Raw genomic sequence first — 17,473 nt, forward strand, 5'->3', positions numbered from 1 at the left:
ATCTAGGATTCGGCCGCCATTATTTTTTGCGGTTATAGCAGTGATGCTAGCTGCGACTAAGCGAGATTAAAAATCTTCGTCGTCGCCACCAAAATCACCGAAACCGCCGTCACCAAAGCCTGCATCATCAAAGCCGCCAAAGCTTTCATCACCGCCGAAGCCAGTATTAGCAAAGGTGTCTTCGCTAGCATACTCAGAAGCGAAACCTGAGTTGTCACCCAAGAAGCTTGAACCTGCATCTTCTGGTGCCGCGGTATCGGCAGCTGCGGTTTCAGTTGCCGCATCAGTTTCTGGAGCTACTTCTGGAGCAACTTCTGGTGCTGCTTCTGCAGTTGCAGGCGCTTCATCACCAAATAGTGCGTTGCTGATTAGGTTACCGGCAACCATACCTGCTGCAACACCCGCTGCAGTTTGCATGAAGCTACCGAAAGCACTTGGTTGGCGAACAGGTTGAGGCTGTACTGGCGCCGGGTTAGCACCGCCCATCATACGGCTTAGTGCGCCACGCTCAGATTCTTTTCTGAAGTGATCGACTTGAGTCTGTAAAAAGTCACTCTTTGACTTAAGCTCTTTCAGCGCCATCTCTTGTACAAGTACCGCTTGAGTTAGCTTGTAAACGATATCTTCTTGAGAAGCGATCTCTTGGCTGATTAGGGTTTCAGCTTCCGCGTCTTTTGGCTTGTTTGGGCTAGCTTTTAATTTATTGGCTACGTTTTGAATCAGTTCTTGTTCTTGTGGAGTCATGTTTAAATTCCTAATGTAAGGATACGTCTTTACGTATTTGATGCGCATCCTAGCCTAAGGTTCACTCAGTACGTATCACTAATAATTATTTACCTAATCAACAGCTTAAATAACTGCCAGTTAACAACAATTAACAAACAAGCAGCTTTAAAAAATTACAAAGATTAAGAGAGTTTTATCAAAAATGAGTCTTGCATGGGATGAGTGTTGAGAACCCATTAAAGGGGAGTTTGCAGTAAAAAAAATGCTTAGTTCCAGAGAGGGATCTGGACTAAGCATTGATGGACTAGGATTTGATATTGGCTATCTTAGAAAGACATAAATAGGCCAACAACGGTGGCCGATAGTAGGTTCGCTAGGGTTGCCGCTAACAGTACCTTCATACCAACAGAGGCGATATAGCTAGACTTGTTAGGTATCATGGTGCTTAACGCTGCAACCACCATAGATACTGAGCCGATGTTAGCAAAGCCACATAGGGCAACGGTAATCACCGCAACAGATTTTGGTGACATCACCTCGCCTGTTGCTGCAACCACTGTTTCACCTGAGATGTAAGGTGCAAAACCGGCGTAGGCAACAAACTCGTTTAATACTAGCTTCTGGGCGATAAAGTTACCTGCCACATTCGCTTCAACCCAAGGCACACCGATTAACCAAGCGATTGGCGCAAACGCATAGCCCATTAGTAGCTCTAGTGTTACACCTTCGAAGCCAAATAAGCCACCGGCCCAGCCGATCATGCTGTTTAACATCGCCATTAAGCCGATACAGGCAATCAGAATAGCACCCACAACCGCAGCAATCTGCATACCGGCAATCGCGCCTTTGGCAATTGCATCGATAAAGTTAGATGGTTTTTCATCATCTGGCAGTGCTGGTACATCGTTAACTGGTTGTTCTGTTTCTGGGATCATCAGCTTGGCAAATAGTAGACCTGCTGGTGCGCTCATAAAACACGCCATTACAAGGTATTTGACTTCGACACCCATCCCCGCAAGACCAGCTAGAACTGAGCCTGCAATCGAGGCTAAACCGCCAACCATGATGGCGAAGATCTCTGATTTAGTTAGATGTGGATGCCAAGGCTTAACAAATAATGGCGCCTCAGTTTGACCACATACCGTGTTGGCGATAGCGTTCATCGATTCCGCTTTAGATGAACCAATCATCTTTTGTAGTCCGCCACCTAGCACTTTTACTACAAAGCCCATGATGCCCATATAGTGCAGTAAGCTGACTAATGACGCGGTAAAAATAATAGCTGGAAGTACCTGGAATGCAAAGATAAAGCCTAGATTTTCAACTTGGAATGTCACCAAGTTACCGAATACAAAGCTAATACCTTTTGCGGCAAAGCCAAGAACATTGGCCACGCCGTTCGATAAAGCCAGTAACACGCTAGAGCCAAAGCTGGTGGCCAGTACAAAGCCTGCGATAGCAAGCTGGATAATCAGCGCGCCACCTACAGTACGCCAGTTAACTTGTTTTTTAGCATTACAGAAAAGGTAACCTACGATAAGTAGGGCTACGATACCTAATATGGATTGAAACATAGTGGAAAGACCTATTATAAAATTGACTAATTAAGCTGATACATTCAGTTGATTAATTAAGTTGGTTAAACGATCAACATGCTGTTGAGCTAACTGCATGACACTGTTGTGATCGCCCCCCTCATCTGGAGTTGAGTTCATTTCGAAGGTGATTACCGTATCGATGATCTCCATCTGTGCAGCCTTAATAGGGTGTACAGCAGCTTGTAAATATTGCTCTAAGGGGAGGAAGTTAAATTCTCCAGGTTGATAAGAGTTTTCAGTCGCACCACAGGTGATAGAGAGGATCAGCTTCTTATTTTTAAGCTTGTCTCCTTCTGGTCCAAAGGCGAAGTTGTAGGTAAAGACTTCATCGAACCACAGCTTCATTAAAGCCGGATAGGTGGACCAGTAAAGAGGAAACTGCAGCACGATAATGTCGGCTTGAGTCAGTAACTCTTGCTCCTTTGGAACATCAATTCGATAGTTTGGGTATACCTCATCGAGTCTATGGATCTTAATCTGACTAACGTGTTGTAGTCGCTCAAGGATTTGTTTGTTAGCAACGGAGCGGCTGAGATCGGGGTGACCGGAGATCAGTAGCAGGTTACTCATTTTGTCTTTCATTGATATATACACTTGAAGTAATAGTAATAACTAGATGTCTTAAAATGCTCACTGCATCGGCCTCATAACCTATCGATAGTGAGGATCCCAATCGGTTTATATAATTTATTTGGGGGAGCGAGCGCAGCGGCGCGCTAATATTGCATAGCGGATTATTAAAGTAGATTAGCTTATTTGGATATTGGTAACAGAGTCACATTTAAACTTTACGCTAAGTATGACTTTTAAGCATTCAGGCTGAAAAAGCATCGACCTTGGTATTGGGGGTGTGAATGAATTACTTGTTTATTAAAAGGTTATTTAGGCTTTATTAATTAAGATGGGTTTATTCAGATACGGTTAACGGCAACTTATTCTCGTTGTTAGTGGTTTTAAGCTACTCGTTCGGCTTTCTTCTTAATGAGATATCGCCGCTGATGATATTGGCTTGTTCGCCAGTTAGGCTAATGAGCTTAGCTTCGATATGCATCGACATCGGAAACTGGCTATCGGGCTGTTTGATAATCACCTCAGCATAGGTTTTGACGCGATTAGATAGGAAATAGTAAGTGCCACCCCACATGCAATCGAAGTAGAAATTAGACTCGCTGAGGTTAATATTCTCTAAGCGGTTCTTAGAGTGCCTTAAATAGTTGTCTGTGGTGATAATGCTACAACTGTTATTAGCGCTGCCATTGCCGAACCTGAAGATCAGTGCCGACTTGTCTTTAAGCTTTCCCTGTGTGCCACCTAGGTATTTATTGAGCTCAATTGTCACCGCTTTTGTGTTCGAACTGGCTGTCTGGTTTGGTGTTGCTTGCGAATTTATCGATAGCAGCAGTAAGCCGCTCGCAATCAGTATAGAACTCACCCAGAGTAGAATATGCATGGTGCTTTCCTTGCCAGTTCATATCTTTATATCTGTTTAATTTGTGCACTCTTTACCCATTAATAATGCACTTGAATAGTCAATTCAGCAAGTATGGGTCTGTAATTAAGCTATTGAAAATTAAGTATTCTATTGATTAAGTATGGCAGGGTGTTTAAGAGGCTGGGTGAACGATGCCTAAAGATTGCAAAGTTGGACAGCAACAGGAGTCTGTCCAACTTAACTCATAGTCTTACTGATTTGCAGTGTTAGTTAATGAATACTTTCGTGGCTGAAGCGTAAATGCTTGGCGTCTTTAATTAGCTTGATAAAGTCTTCGCGGCTCAAATGCACTAAGGTGTTGTGATCGCCCGCCTCAAAGTAGATCTCTTTGGCTTCGATTAACAGATCGTCATAAACAGCCTCTAGATTGTAGACCTCTCCTAAAGAGGGAATGGCGCCCTTTTGGCAGTCACCAAACATCTCATAGACCTCTTTCTCCTCAATCAAGCGTAGATCGCGATTAAGTTTATCGCCTAGTGCTCGGAGACTAACTTTGTGATTTGCAGGTAATACTGCCATGACTCTTCGCCCTTCGTGGTCTTCTAATATCACCGCTTTAGCGAGCTTAGACGGCGGAATGTTAGCTGCGATAGCCGAGCTTAATGAGCTAAAACTGTGAGGGTGAGGGACAAGTTCATAATCAACTTTATTGTCAGTAAGGTACTCATTTAATCGGGCTGAAATAGACATAATGTTACCCCTTTAAAAACGAAACTATCTTAGCTGTAATTATAGTATAGAGGTGCTGATTACGAGGAGTATTGCAGGCGGAACAGCGATGGAGGGGCCGCTTATCACAGCATTGCTAGCCCCTATTGTTTTATGTTGAGAACTGTTATCTAAGCACCTTACTCAAGAATGCCTGCGTTCTGGCTTCTTTCGGATTAGGTATAGCTTAACTATTTGATAACTATAGCTTGAGTTGTTACCAAACCGTAGACAGCTAACGTGTAAAACGTTATTGTGACGGCCTCTTTGTAGTTACAAATGATTAGCATCTTTGTGTTGGCGATATATAGCCTTGTGACTATTTAGTTATTCATACATATTCAGGAAGAAGATATGACAACAAGAAAATGGACGCTAACAGCATTATCTGCATTGGTTTTAACCGCATGTGGCGGAGGCGGTGATGATTCATCAGGCTCTGCTGGCAATGGTGGCTCATCTGGCGGTAATGTGCCGCAAATTACATTAAATACAGTTGTGGGCAATCAATGTGGAATAGAACAGCCTAAGTCTGGCGTCAAAGTATTTGTGCACAACAATACGGGTGACATTATTGCTGAGTACGTAACAGATGCCGATGGCGCGCTCACTGCTGACTGGCCGAGTAACGCTAAACATATCACGTTAACCGCGGACAACCAGTACTATTACAAAGATCTGCCAACACTCAAGGTTATTTCTAATGTTAATGTTCAAGCTGGCGATTTAGGCATTACCTATTTTCGTGATGACAACAATGAAGAAGGTTGTAACTGTAAACAAGTCGAGTTTCCTGTGCAGTCGCTTATCGAGGACGCGCCAGACAGTTTGCTGTATCTGGGAGGTAGCAGTTATGAGTTAACGCCATTTGCTAGTTCCCCCATAATTGAGTGGTGTGATGGTGTTGGGCCAATAGATGTGCAGTTAATTGCTGCCGATGGCCAAAGTAGCCTAGGTGGCAGTATTGATTTGACCGATAAAACTCAATATACATTGAATATGAGTGACTTTACCCAGCAGGGCGTAGCGGTTGACTATGTTAATCCTTATGATGCACGGATCTTATATGCCCGCTCATTTGAAGGTTGGACCAATTATAGTCAAAACGATCCGGTATTTGTTTACCCAACATTAACTAATAGTAACTATGTTTGGCCTGCGAGAATGGGTCAAGAAGACATTGGTAATGTTACCGCCAATAGTTATAGCTCTGCACGACATCTAGTCACATCAGAGGGCAAGACTTCTCCGATAATGCTTTGGGATCCTGCTAACGGCTTTTCTGATGCGGTCTATTCATTATTCAGTGAGATCTCAACTGGCCAGGCGCCATACCAATATGATTTTAGCAACGTAAGTACTGATATCGCTTTGACTCACATGAGTTTGTCTGGAGATATAGATAATGGGGATGCTGAATGGATTATTTGGGGGGGCGTATCAGGCAGTATGCCAGATATCAAATTGTCAGCAGATTTAGATGCAAAATTAGATTCGCTAAATAATCCAAGACTACAGATTGGTGTTAGAGGCTACGGCTCAGAAAAGCCACTAAGTGAGTGGCGTAAACTGTTGGCTGAACGAAGCCGCATGGCAGATGGTCAATTGAGCGTACTTGATTATGAAACGAATTATATGCGACTGACTTTCGATCTTAATCAGTAATTTGAGTTAACAATGAGTTTAATTACCGATATAAAAAAGACAGCGAAAGCTGTCTTTTTTATATCGGGGTTTATGCAAACGGCGAGCCTTTGTGGGGCTCTTTGGTAATAGCGCTGCTCAACGTTAGTGCTAAACGAGTCTATAAATACATTTAAGAAGTTGGGTTGATTGAGCTTATCTCAATACTTTACTTAAAAATGCCTGCGTTCTGGCTTCTTTCGGGTTGCTAAATAGCGCCTCGGGCTCATCTTGCTCGACGATATAGCCGCCGTCCATAAAGATCACTCGGTCTGATACATCTCGGGCAAAGCCCATCTCGTGGGTGACAATCACCATGGTCATGCCTTTTTGTGCCAAGGATTTCATCACATCGAGGACATCACCGACCATCTCTGGATCCAGCGCCGAGGTTGGCTCATCAAACAGCATCAGCTCAGGTTTCATCGCTAAAGCTCTGGCAATAGCAACCCGCTGCTTCTGGCCACCCGATAGGCTAGAGGGGTAGGCGTCGGCCTTATCTTTTAGGCCAACCTGCTCAAGCAGTGTTATGGCCTCGATATCCGCTTGTGCTTGGGTCATTAGCTTTAGTTTTACAGGCGCGAGGGTGATGTTTTGCTTAACCGTTTTATGGGGAAACAGGTTAAAGTTCTGAAACACCATCCCCACTTTCTGTCTGAGTTTATCGACACAGGCGCCTGCAGCGGTGATCGATTGACCATCTATGATGATTTCCCCTTCAGTTGGCTGCTCGAGTAAGTTGATACAACGCAGGAAGGTACTCTTTCCGCTACCCGAGGGCCCAATCACACTGACGACTTCGCCATGGTTAATCTGTTCGCTTATGCCCTTTAGCACTTGGTTATCGCCAAAGCTCTTATGTAAGTTATTTATTTTAATCACTTTGCTTTAACCTCGTTTCGAATCTAGACAGCATAAAGGTGAAGATATAGGTCAGTAACAGATAGATAAGCGCACAAGTAAATAGCGGTACGCTGTCTTCGAAGGTTCGGCTACGGATGATTTCGCCGGCGCGCATCAGATCCACGCCGCCGATGAATCCAATTACCGCCGTCTCTTTGAGTAACACGATAAATTCGTTACCTAGCGATGGCAGAATATTCTTAATCGCCTGAGGCAAAATCACCTCTTTCATGGTCGCCGCTTGTGATAGTCCAAGCGAACGTGCCGCTTCCATCTGGCCTTTATCGACGGCTTGAATACCGGCTCTAATGATCTCTGAGATATAGGCGCCACTATTAAGACCGAAGGCAATAATGGCAGCGGTGATCTTATCCACATCCAGTGCCGCAAGCACGATAAAGTAAAGAATCACTAACTGTACAACCACAGGTGTTCCACGGATCACGCTGACATAAAAATTAGCAGGCCAGCGTAGGTACCATTTAGATGACATCTTCATCAAGGTGGTTGCCACACCGAGAATTGAACCTATTATCATGGCGAAGAAGGTCACAATCAAAGTGACTTTAAGGCCATTCAGAATAAGATAAATTCCGATTAAGCCATCTTCGCCTATGGGGGTAAAAAGTGAGGTGTTAATTGCATCTATCATTACAGGCTCACTTCATGTGCTTGTTAACGAGGGCGTCATAGCCACCGTTTTGCTTCATGTTGCTTAGGCTGGTGTTGATGCTGTTTAGCAGTTCAACTTTGTCTTTGGCGACCGCAAAGCCATAAAACTCAGGAGCAAAATCGAGCTCAACCATCTTCAGTTGCGGGTTTTTCTCTAAGAAACTTGCGGCTGGTTCACTGTCAAACAGCACTAAGTCGACCTTTGAATTTCTTAGCTCCATCACGGCTTCAAATCCTGTGTTGAATGCGGTGACATGCTGACTGTAACTCTTAGCCATGATGTCGCCGGTTGAGCCTAGCTGCACTGCAATATGCTTATCCTTAAGATCATCTAGGCTATTGATGCTGTTGTTATCTTTATTGACTAGCACCATCTGGGTCGCTTCATAGTATGGCTCGGAAAAGTTCACGCTAGCCTGACGCTCAGGAGTGATAGTCATGCCTGAGGCGATAAAGTCGACCTTGCCAGCATTGAGCGCGACAATCAGCGAATCAAAATTCATGTTCTCAATTTTTAGGGTCTTGCCTGCATCTTTAGCTATCTGCTGAGCTAAATCGATATCGAAGCCCATGACCTCATCACCATTTGGACCTCCTACGTATTCAAAAGGCGGGAATGAAGCATTGGTGCCCACAACAAGTACATCATCACTCTTACCGCAGCCCGTTAACATTAATGCGCCTGTTAACCCTAAGCTTGCTACAACCAATACTGACTTCTTCATCTTCCACTCTCTTAATCAAAATACTTAACTGGCATCGACTATAAACTGATAAACATCTAAGTCAATATTTATGCATTAAAAGTGACTAAAAATTCCATTCAAATGGGTTCGAATGATTAACTATTAATCGTTATTTTGGTTTGTTAACGCTTCCTTAACAGTTTTTTTTGTAGGGGTTCTATTGATTTTTTGTGTGTTGTTTAGAATTTCATGTAGTAGTCTTTTATGAATAGATATGCGATATCTTGTTTTGTGGGTGTAGCTAGAATTTTGAGCTGCTTCTTAAATTCATCAAGTCATCGTTAACAAACAAAGTATTACAACCTACTCTGATGAGTTGATGAATCTAGTCTCTCTTTAAGAGGCCGACACCTCAATGATATAAGGTTGAAACATGAAAGATGGTCTACAGCATGAGGCCTATCAAATGGTGCTCTTTAACGCTTTAGCTTGTACAGGTAGCTTGACTAAAGCCGCAGATAAACTTGGCATGTCAGTCTCTCATGTCAGTAAACAGTTGAATGTCATCGAAGAAAGACTTCAAACTCAACTGATTAATAGAAATACTAGAGCGCTTACCTTGACTGAGGAGGGTAAGGACTTCGCCAGTTACAGTGAGCAAATCGTGAACCTAATTCACCTAGCGAACACCAAAGTACCTAGCTGCAGAGATGAGCTTTCAGGAAATGTGCGATTAGCACTTTCCTGCTCATTCGGAAACCTGCATGTTTTACCTGTATTGGATGCACTCCAGAAAAAGTACCCAGATCTTAATATCGAAGTGAGTTTGTTTGATTATAAGATAGACATGCTGGATGAAGGCTTCGACCTTTGGTTTACGACATTTGAAGAGATAAATATAGGTTATGTCGCCCAAAGAATAGTCGATACACATTTTATACTCTTGGCTTCTCCAGATTATATACAGCGCTATGGTGAGCCTGCGCACCCTGACGATTTGATTGTTCACAACTGTGTTACCTATCACAGCAAGGATCGCAGTTATACCCACTGGTTATTTGAAAAAGAGGGTAAACAGCGGGATGTACGAGTTAATGGAAACTACCGAGTCGATAAGGCTGAGGCTATCCGAGATGCGGTTATGGCGGGTAGGGGGATTGGTTATATCGGCAGCTATCTGCTAACCGATGAGTTAGAAAAAGGAGAGTTACTCCCCTTAATGCAAGATTGGAAGCCAATGCAAAAAATGCCTGTTTATGCCGTTTATCCACGAAACCAAAATCTGCCAACTCGACTGAAAATGATTATAGATGCTGTTAAACAGTCGATTGGTCAGCCAGCATATTGGGACGAAAACTTATCAAAGTGGCTTAAGCGATAATCAAGTTAACCTAAATTTGCTCTCAGAGTTAAAGTGGCTCATATCCTCAGTATCTCATTTGTTTACTGCAGGAGCTATTACTTTTTAGTTTTTACCCGCCCATTTTTTTAATTAACTCATTTTACATTCTCAGGCGGAAAAACTGTTTCAAGTGAAAGCCTGTAGATGAGAAAAATGAGCTTGATTACTATCTGATTATTAGCTGCAGAGTCAGCTCCAAGGTGTTCAATCATAATAATTAGAGGTCGGTTATGTCAGTCGTAGATAAAAGTGAAAGAACAAAAGGTATTAAGCAGTACCATATCGGTATGGTTGAAGGGGATGTGGCCGAATATGTTCTGCTACCGGGAGACCCATTCAGAACAGATATTATTGCGAAATACCTAGATGATGCCGAGTTAGTTGCCCATAAGCGCGAACATAAAACCTATACAGGTTATTACAAGGGAGTTCGGGTATCTGTAACTTCAACAGGTATGGGCTGCCCATCTACGGCCATCGCAGCTGAAGAGCTCGCTAATATTGGCGCAAAAGTGTTCATCCGTTTAGGAAGCTGCGCAGCTCTGCAAGATGAAATTAATATTGGTGATTTAGTCATTACGACCGCGGCTATGAAAAACGAAGGTACATCAAAGTTTTATGTGCCAGACAATTTACCGGCAGTCGCAGATCTAGAAGTCACATCTGAATTAATTCGCGTCGCTAAAGAGATGTCTGTTGGTGAAAATTACCAGGTTCATTGGGGGATAAGCTCCACCGATGACTCATTTTACGGTGAAACCCCCGAATGGATTGAAAAGCTTATCAGCTTGAATTTAAAGAATATTGAAATGGAAGCATCGGCACTCTTCACTGTGTGCCATCGCCGTGGATTGAAGGGCGCGACTATCTGTGCTGTGGCTGCAAACCATAAAAGAGGCGAGAACTTTTGGGGGAAGCGAAATATTCTACTCGAACAAGGCATTGAGAAAGAAACTGAGGTAGCACTAGAAGCTATTTACCGCTTCCATCATGGCAAGAACCTATTTTAAATTTAGTCGCTCAGGTGGTGTTCTATCAAGTTTAACAGACTAATTTTATTAAGATTAAGGCACCACGCTTCATGGTTTAACTCACAAGGAATTAATAATGAGTCACGAACTTATTGGCTATTTAGGTTCTGTCGTTATAGCAATTTCTTTACTGCTAACCAATATAACAAGACTGCGTTACCTAAATTCAGCTGGCTGCTTAATGATGGTGGTCTATGCATTGTTGATTGGGGCGTATCCTGTCGTTCTGATGAATTGTATCTGTATCATGATCAATATTTATCACATCGTGAAAGTAGAAAGAAGCATCAAGAGTGAGCTGGTTAAAGCGGATTGATCGGGAGTGTTTTTGTCGGCATTCAGCATAGGAATAGTCGCAGAGAGGAACAAACTCTTTTCAATATGCTTGTGGTAACACAACAAGTTTCTAAATAGAAAAGACAGCCGTAGCTGTCTTTTCTCTATCAACTCAATTAAGCAAACTCTTGCTTAAATAACTCTTGTTTAAGTCGTTTTTGATTAAAATCCCTGCGACACTCTTTTGCAGTAACGCTGCTCAAAGTTAAATGGTGTCATCTTCAGGGTGCGGAACGCATCGACCCAGCCCACGACCATAGGCACCAGTGTCCAGCTAAATGCTAAGTACAAGCTACCTTTTAGGTGCTGACCTAAATAGAACTTGTGTAGCCCTAAGCCTCCTAGTAGCAAGCTAAACCAGATGGCAAGCTTCTGGTTTTTGATACGCATATCTGGGTCGACTCCAGCCAAGGATTCTAACCCTTGTGCGGCATGACATTGGGGGCAAGAGATTGAATTAAGGTCGATTTTATGGCTGCACTGTGGGCAATCTATGTTCTGCATTGCAAACTCCAATAGTCAATACTGCTGATATCTGGCTAATACCTCATTATGTGTACAAGTGTGCGCCGAAACCTAGGTGCCTAGTTCACAAAATTAAAATAAAAGCGCTAATTTGGGCCTTTTGAGCTAAGCAGAGTGGCTCTTACAACGTTATAAGAGCAACTTAAGCTTTGATTCAGTTAAATTCGCTTGAGTTAGGCTTTACTAGGGGGAATTAGGCGTCATAGCCTTAGTGGGCGGGCTGTTATTAATTTTAGCTAAGCTAAGAGCTGTAGATACTTTTGGCGCTAAGATTGAAACAAAATAGCCAAGAGCAGCATTTGTATACTGTCCTTGGCTATCAAGCGGAGATGTGCGCGCGATTTATATTTATCGCGCAAAAGCCTTTAACTTTGGCTCACTGAGCCCTAATCAATAAACTTTAGTAAAGCCTGTTTGACTTCGTCTGACGCAAACGAGTTTTCAACACTCATCTGGTAGATAGTAAAGTAATCTTGCTCGCTTAAGTTGAACTTCTCAGCCGATAGCTGCAGCTCTTTGGTCATGTTGGTATCTGACACGGTACGGTTATCTGTGTTAATCGTAACTAATAAACCATCGCGGTAGAAGTCACCAAATGGATGGCTTTCTAAGCTCTCAACTGCTTTGGTTTGCACGTTGCTGCTAGGGCAAGTTTCTAGCGCAACAGCCTCTGAGCGCACTAAATCGTAAGCCTGTTTATGACTGTTGATATGAATACCGTGGCCGATACGCTCAGCGCCGAGAAGGGAAATCGCATCGTAAACGTTCTGACCTACACCTTGTTCACCAGCATGAATAGTGATTCTGTAGCCTTTTTCAAGGGCATACTTGGCGTAGGGAATATATTCGTGGCAGAAGCCTGGCTCTTCGCTTGCCGCTAAGTCAAAAGCCACTACACCGTTATCGAGGAACTTAGCACCGGCATCGATAACATCATTGATATCATCTTTTGGTAGCACCTTAATGATAGACAGGATGTAGTTACCTTTGATGTCATACTGTGCTTCGGCTCTGCGCATCCCTTTGACGACGCTGCCAATGATCTGCTCGAAATTCAGACCCATTTTGCGATGAAGCTGAGGGCCAAAGCGCACTTCTAAGTACTTCACATTTTCTAAAGCTGCATCTTCAAAAAGCTCGAACGAGATACGCTCAAGGGCTGCCTCGGTTTGCATCACAGATACCGGTAGTGCAAAGCGGGTCAGGTATTCATCGAGGTTAGGGCAAGTCTCAGGCGCCACCATTAGCGCTTTAATGTCATCGACATCATGGCTTGGAATTTCAACACCTTGGAATTGAGCAAGGTCGATAACAGTTTGCGGGCGAACGCTACCGTCTAGGTGGCAGTGAAGATCGATTTTGGGTAGCTGTAGATAATTCATGAAGCTCTCCTTTATTGAGTGGTTAAACTAACCTAGCAAGTCAGTACTGAAACTGTTACGCAGCAACAGTTAACCAATACTAGATCAGCATTAATAAAGTAAAGTCTTCATAATCAAGAGTTTAGGGCTCTTGGTAGAAACTCTCAAACCATATCATTGAGATTATACGAAGCGTTAACCCCTAATATTAGCACTCATTTATCCATTTACGGAAGAGTTCCGTTAGAAATAAGACCAGCGTATATTTTTATCGTTATCAGCGACATTGAAGTGCAGCATGACTAAAATGCCGAGTTAATAGCCAAAAAGGTATTGAAAATACCCTTTTGGCTGAAAGCGCTAGGTCAAATATTGAAACTGTTATTTATCGTGGTGGGCTTTTAACTTCTGAAATAAGACGTCTTTTAAGTTAGCGCGGGTCAGCTTGAGTTGGTGCATGTGTTCGTCATCGGTAGGACTACCGGCGATTTCGAGTTGGCGAATATCATAGTCTAGGAGATGGTACTGCTTAGATAATTTGTCGAACTCTTGGTCGGTATAATTCAAGTACACGATATCTTGTTTAAACTCTGGGAAATCGAAAATAAGCGCATGATTTTCATTTAACATAGATGCTCCTTGAAGTGCTGAACTATTTGAACAGAAACCTGTTATTTTGGCACTGAATTCACTATAGCAGCGCTATTGACTCTAAAGTGAGATCTCTGCAGGTTTTAGCGACAGTAAAGATGAAAAAATAATGAGGGAATAAAACGCTGACTCTGAGTGATAACGGGATGCTGAAATGCTCGTTTGATCTTGATTGACACTAAGGTTATTGCGGATGAATAAAGGTGTGCATAAAAAGCGTCAATTTTGAATCGGTAATCATAGCTCGATATGAATAGACGCTTTTTGGGTGAGACGCTAATGGCGGGTTAGCTTTACCCGCCGAGTGAATATTCGCTAAGCTTGAGGCGGAGTACCTTCACAGTTTGAAATAACAGCGTCTATTTGCACCTGTGCGCCCATTGGTAATGTCGACACTGCAAAGACGGTTCTTGCTGGAAGATCCTGTTTGAAAAATGTGTTGTAGACTTGGTCGATTGCATCCATATCTTCGATATTGGCAACTTGAATATTGACCTTGACCACGTCATCCATCACATGCGCGACACTCTCGATAATCGCTTTTATATTGTTTAAACATTGCTTAGTTTGCTCAGCAACATCAGCGCTAACTATTTCGCCCGTTGTTGCATCGATTGGTAACTGGCCTGAAACATGGTTGTAGTGAGAAAATGCAACTGTATGCGAGTAGGGCGCTGTTGGCGCATTGTTGGTATTGCTGGCTTCTATCACGATGAAACGGCTGTCTTCTTGTGGTTGTGGTGGCGTGCCGTCACCATGGGACACGACGGTATCTATTTGCACTAAAGCCCCCATTGGTAGTTCTGTTGCATTGACTATGGTACGTGCGGGTACGTAGCCGTTGAAAAAGGTTGAACACACTTCATTGACCGCGGCTATGTCTGCAAGATCTTTTAGGTAGATGGTTGTTTTTACAATATCGCCCATCACATGATTGATGCTCTCTAATACTGCTTTAATATTATTTAAGCACTGCTCGGTTTGTTGCGTGATATCGCCAGCAATCAATTTACCCGTTGTTGGCTCGATAGGTAACTGTGCCGAAAGGTTATTATAATGAGAGAAGGCGACGGTCTGTGTCGACATGGCACAGCTTGGCGCATCTTGAGTATCTCTAGAGACTTTCACCAATGGGCAAGGAGCTTGTGGTGCAGTGCCCTCACCATTTGAAATCAACGCATCCATTTGCACTAAGGCATCAGTTAAGGGTAACGCTTTTACAGCCACAACGGTACGGGTTGGCAGCGGCGCCGAAAAGAATGTGGCATAGACTTCATCAATAGCATCCATATCGTCGATATTCTTAACAAATACGGTGATTTTTACCATGTCGTCCATTACGTGACCGATACTTTCAACGATGGCCTTTATATTGGTTAAGCATTGCTTTGCTTGAGCTTTTATATTGCCAACAACAATGTCACCCGTGTTTGGGTTTACCGGTAGTTGTGCTGAAATGTTGTTGTAATGAGAGAAGGCGACAGTTTGTGTAGAGTGCGCACTTTGTGGTGCATTAGCTGTGTTTCTTGAAACTTTTATAATGTCGTGACTCATGTAGAACATTTACCTCTTAGGTTTTTAATCCGTAGATTTCAGGTTGTGGTGCTTGCATCAGATTGAGATGAAAATCACCGTTGGGTTAATAGCAGCGAATGACTTGCTGCTTAATTAGTGATTGCTTGCGAGTCATTGCTAGCAAGCAGTCATTAGTGGGGGAGTTGCCATGTCGTACCTGTGACTGGCGTTAGCTATTGAGCATGCCCGCGGTTTCGATAAAGGTGATGATCTCTGGTACGCCCTTGCCCAGTTTCATGTTGGTAAATACATAAGGTTTTTCAGGGCGCATGTGCTTGGTGTCTTGATCCATTACTACAAGAGAGGCGCCAACATAGGGAGCAAGATCGATTTTATTAATCACTAATAGATCGGAGCGAGTGATCCCTGGGCCACCTTTGCGGGGAATTTTTTCACCTTCGGCCACATCGATGACATAGATGGTGATATCTGCCAGTTCAGGGCTGAAGGTAGCGCTTAAGTTATCGCCACCACTTTCAACAAAAACCACATCTAAGTTTTTGTGGCGCTTTGCTAACTCCTCCACAGCGGCTAAGTTCATCGATGCATCTTCGCGAATGGCGGTATGGGGGCAGCCGCCAGTTTCGACGCCGATAATCCGGTCAGCATCTAAAGCTTCTGCGCGGGTTAAAATCTTGGCATCTTCTTGGGTGTAAATATCGTTAGTGACAACAGCAATTTGGTATTTATCCCGCAGTGCTTTACACAGCACTTCTAATAGCGCTGTCTTTCCTGAGCCCACGGGACCACCTACGCCGATCCGCAGTGGTTGTTTATAATCTAATTCAGTCATGTTTGTTCCTAAGTACGATTAAGGCGTGTTTAAGCCACAGCCTTAGGTGAGAACTGCTCGGATGGTTGCGAGCACAGTTCAATTGCTTTTTGATTAAAGCCGTTGTGGCTAAGATCGAAATAGCCGAGTGTATTGGTGCTCATGACGGCAACTCGCCATCACTTGCGCTGGTGTAAAACTACCTATCTCATCATCTTGTATGATGAGGGCTTTCTCTACCGCAGCAGGAATACAGCTTGCGAGCGACATCAATAGCTGTTGGCCGATACTCTGGCCAAGTGGAACCAGTTTTATCCCCACAACGACGGCATTTTCAAGCCAGCTCCATAAGTAGCCCCCTAGTGCTTTTTCTAGCGGGATTTGCCATTGATTGATGGCTAAAGCAAAGGCGGCTAACTGAGAGGTTTGCACCATAGTTTTTAGCTCAGGGGTTAATGTCAGCCCAAGCTTTGGTAGTAGTTGGGCATAAGCGATACCTCGTTGATACTCTTCTAGTCGTAGCTCTTTAGTCTCACGGCTAGCTGTTAAATAGTGGCACCAAGCTTGGGCCTGAGCGTATTCACTGGCTGCTAGGTAACCTTGAATTCGGACTAAAATGGGCAGTTCAAGATGGGTTAAACTTTCAAGCATCTGACTCTTAAGCCACTCTTCTAGCGCATCGGCTGTCGATACCCAGCCCTGTTCAATTGCCCACTCCAAGCCCTGGGAGTAGGTAAAGCCTCCAACGGGGAGGGAGGGGCTTATCAACTGATATAAGCGCAATTCTGGTAGCATGTTTTGGATGTTGTACATGGCTTAATGTTCGTGGCTGTGGCAGTGCTCGTGATGATGGCTGTTAGCCATTTTTTCTAAGCTGCTGTCGTAAACTTCTCCATGGGAATGTCCACCTGTAGTGCCGCCATAAGCGCCGGGTTCAGGCTGGAATGCTGCACTTTCAACTTTCACTTCAAGCCCTAACCCCATCAGCATTTCATCTAAGACATGATCGTGTTGGTATCGGCACCATCCGGCTTCAACTTGTAGTGGCACATGTCGATTTCCTAAGTGATAACAGCCTTTGGCAAAAAGGGTCGCATCATCACTACGTGCGGTGGACACTTGCTCTTTAGCAGCGATAACTTCAACCACAAAGCCGTCGTCGCTAGCCAGTAACGACCCATGGTGCAAAATGTGTCCTCGCGGCAACATTAAGCCTGCACCTCGACCATCTTCAAGGACGATACGTAATCGACTCTTAGTGCGCTCAACCATGGTTAAACACACCTTTGCATCAATATGAGTTGCTTGGGGTAATATCTGGGTTAACTTAATCATTTTGACCTCTTCAAAAA

The 17,473-nt window shown here is 43.6% G+C and carries 19 protein-coding genes and 1 riboswitch; of the genes, 4 read left to right on the plus strand and 15 right to left on the minus strand.

Features of this window, described 5'->3' with window-relative positions; all coding sequences use genetic code 11:
- Window positions 1-66: 66 nt before the first annotated feature.
- The 5 genes from L1D44_RS18200 to L1D44_RS18220 all read right to left on the minus strand — a co-directional run bounded on the left by L1D44_RS18200 (window position 67) and on the right by L1D44_RS18220 (window position 4,506).
- On the minus strand, window positions 67-744 hold the full coding sequence (locus L1D44_RS18200) for a DUF2076 family protein (protein WP_239892718.1): 678 nt from the start codon (window positions 742-744) through the stop codon (window positions 67-69).
- A 308-nt stretch (window positions 745-1,052) separates the two neighbouring features.
- A complete protein-coding gene (locus L1D44_RS18205) occupies window positions 1,053-2,300 on the minus strand; it encodes a nucleoside transporter C-terminal domain-containing protein (RefSeq protein ID WP_239892719.1) in 1,248 nt (415 codons plus the stop codon).
- Window positions 2,301-2,330: 30 nt separating this feature from the next.
- The gene (locus L1D44_RS18210) at window positions 2,331-2,894 is read right to left on the minus strand and encodes an NAD(P)H-dependent oxidoreductase (RefSeq protein ID WP_239892720.1); all 564 of its coding nucleotides are present in this window, start codon (window positions 2,892-2,894) and stop codon (window positions 2,331-2,333) included.
- Between the two features lie 388 nt (window positions 2,895-3,282).
- Window positions 3,283-3,774 (minus strand): hypothetical protein, encoded by a 492-nt coding sequence (locus L1D44_RS18215; protein ID WP_239892721.1) that lies wholly within the window; start codon window positions 3,772-3,774, stop codon window positions 3,283-3,285.
- Between the two features lie 252 nt (window positions 3,775-4,026).
- On the minus strand, window positions 4,027-4,506 hold the full coding sequence (locus tag L1D44_RS18220; protein WP_239892722.1) for a YbaK/EbsC family protein: 480 nt from the start codon (window positions 4,504-4,506) through the stop codon (window positions 4,027-4,029).
- A gap of 372 nt (window positions 4,507-4,878) precedes the next feature.
- On the opposite strand from L1D44_RS18220, the gene L1D44_RS18225 reads away from it, so the two are divergent.
- Window positions 4,879-6,189 (plus strand): hypothetical protein, encoded by a 1,311-nt coding sequence (locus tag L1D44_RS18225; RefSeq protein ID WP_239892723.1) that lies wholly within the window; start codon window positions 4,879-4,881, stop codon window positions 6,187-6,189.
- Between the two features lie 174 nt (window positions 6,190-6,363).
- Here the strand turns inward: L1D44_RS18225 and L1D44_RS18230 are convergent, their stop codons facing one another.
- Genes L1D44_RS18230 through L1D44_RS18240 form a run of 3 tightly spaced genes read right to left on the minus strand, consistent with a single transcriptional unit; the run spans window position 6,364 to window position 8,507 of the window.
- Window positions 6,364-7,089 (minus strand): amino acid ABC transporter ATP-binding protein, encoded by a 726-nt coding sequence (locus L1D44_RS18230; protein WP_239892724.1) that lies wholly within the window; start codon window positions 7,087-7,089, stop codon window positions 6,364-6,366.
- Window positions 7,082-7,762, minus strand: a complete 681-nt coding sequence (locus L1D44_RS18235; RefSeq protein WP_220767376.1) for an amino acid ABC transporter permease — start codon at window positions 7,760-7,762, stop codon at window positions 7,082-7,084. Before L1D44_RS18235 ends, L1D44_RS18230 begins: the two co-directional genes overlap by 8 nt.
- 7 nt (window positions 7,763-7,769) lie before the next feature.
- On the minus strand, window positions 7,770-8,507 hold the full coding sequence (locus L1D44_RS18240; protein WP_239892725.1) for a basic amino acid ABC transporter substrate-binding protein: 738 nt from the start codon (window positions 8,505-8,507) through the stop codon (window positions 7,770-7,772).
- Window positions 8,508-8,901: 394 nt separating this feature from the next.
- Between L1D44_RS18240 and L1D44_RS18245 the strand changes: the two genes are divergently transcribed.
- The 3 genes from L1D44_RS18245 to L1D44_RS18255 all read left to right on the plus strand — a co-directional run bounded on the left by L1D44_RS18245 (window position 8,902) and on the right by L1D44_RS18255 (window position 11,217).
- Window positions 8,902-9,849: a LysR family transcriptional regulator gene (locus L1D44_RS18245; RefSeq protein WP_239892726.1), complete on the plus strand. Its 948-nt coding sequence runs from the start codon at window positions 8,902-8,904 to the stop codon at window positions 9,847-9,849.
- 251 nt (window positions 9,850-10,100) lie between these two features.
- Window positions 10,101-10,880, plus strand: coding sequence for a nucleoside phosphorylase (locus L1D44_RS18250; RefSeq protein WP_239892727.1), 780 nt, complete (start codon window positions 10,101-10,103; stop codon window positions 10,878-10,880).
- Window positions 10,881-10,977: 97 nt separating this feature from the next.
- Entirely contained in the window at window positions 10,978-11,217 is a 240-nt protein-coding gene (locus L1D44_RS18255) for a YgjV family protein (protein WP_239892728.1), read from the plus strand.
- Window positions 11,218-11,399: 182 nt separating this feature from the next.
- On the opposite strand, the gene L1D44_RS18260 is transcribed toward L1D44_RS18255, so the two are convergent.
- The 7 genes from L1D44_RS18260 to ureE form a co-directional block, all read right to left on the minus strand.
- Window positions 11,400-11,741: an NINE protein gene (locus L1D44_RS18260; protein ID WP_239892729.1), complete on the minus strand. Its 342-nt coding sequence runs from the start codon at window positions 11,739-11,741 to the stop codon at window positions 11,400-11,402.
- A gap of 407 nt (window positions 11,742-12,148) precedes the next feature.
- On the minus strand, window positions 12,149-13,144 hold the full coding sequence (gene add / locus L1D44_RS18265; RefSeq protein WP_239892730.1) for an adenosine deaminase: 996 nt from the start codon (window positions 13,142-13,144) through the stop codon (window positions 12,149-12,151).
- Window positions 13,145-13,234: 90 nt separating this feature from the next.
- Window positions 13,235-13,334: riboswitch (purine riboswitch) on the minus strand.
- Window positions 13,335-13,504: 170 nt separating this feature from the next.
- Entirely contained in the window at window positions 13,505-13,753 is a 249-nt protein-coding gene (locus L1D44_RS18270) for a YdcH family protein (RefSeq protein ID WP_239892731.1), read from the minus strand.
- Window positions 13,754-14,089: 336 nt separating this feature from the next.
- Window positions 14,090-15,328 carry a Rid family detoxifying hydrolase gene (locus L1D44_RS18275; protein ID WP_239892732.1) on the minus strand — a complete coding sequence of 413 codons (1,239 nt, stop codon included), beginning with the start codon at window positions 15,326-15,328 and terminating at the stop codon, window positions 14,090-14,092.
- Between the two features lie 190 nt (window positions 15,329-15,518).
- Window positions 15,519-16,142 carry an urease accessory protein UreG gene (gene ureG / locus L1D44_RS18280; RefSeq protein ID WP_239892733.1) on the minus strand — a complete coding sequence of 208 codons (624 nt, stop codon included), beginning with the start codon at window positions 16,140-16,142 and terminating at the stop codon, window positions 15,519-15,521.
- A gap of 108 nt (window positions 16,143-16,250) precedes the next feature.
- Window positions 16,251-16,934, minus strand: a complete 684-nt coding sequence (locus L1D44_RS18285; protein ID WP_239892734.1) for an urease accessory protein UreF — start codon at window positions 16,932-16,934, stop codon at window positions 16,251-16,253.
- A gap of 3 nt (window positions 16,935-16,937) precedes the next feature.
- Window positions 16,938-17,456: an urease accessory protein UreE gene (gene ureE, locus L1D44_RS18290; RefSeq protein WP_239892735.1), complete on the minus strand. Its 519-nt coding sequence runs from the start codon at window positions 17,454-17,456 to the stop codon at window positions 16,938-16,940.
- Window positions 17,457-17,473 lie beyond the last annotated feature (17 nt).

Source organism: Shewanella sp. Isolate13 (assembly GCF_022398325.1).
Classification (GTDB): domain Bacteria; phylum Pseudomonadota; class Gammaproteobacteria; order Enterobacterales; family Shewanellaceae; genus Shewanella.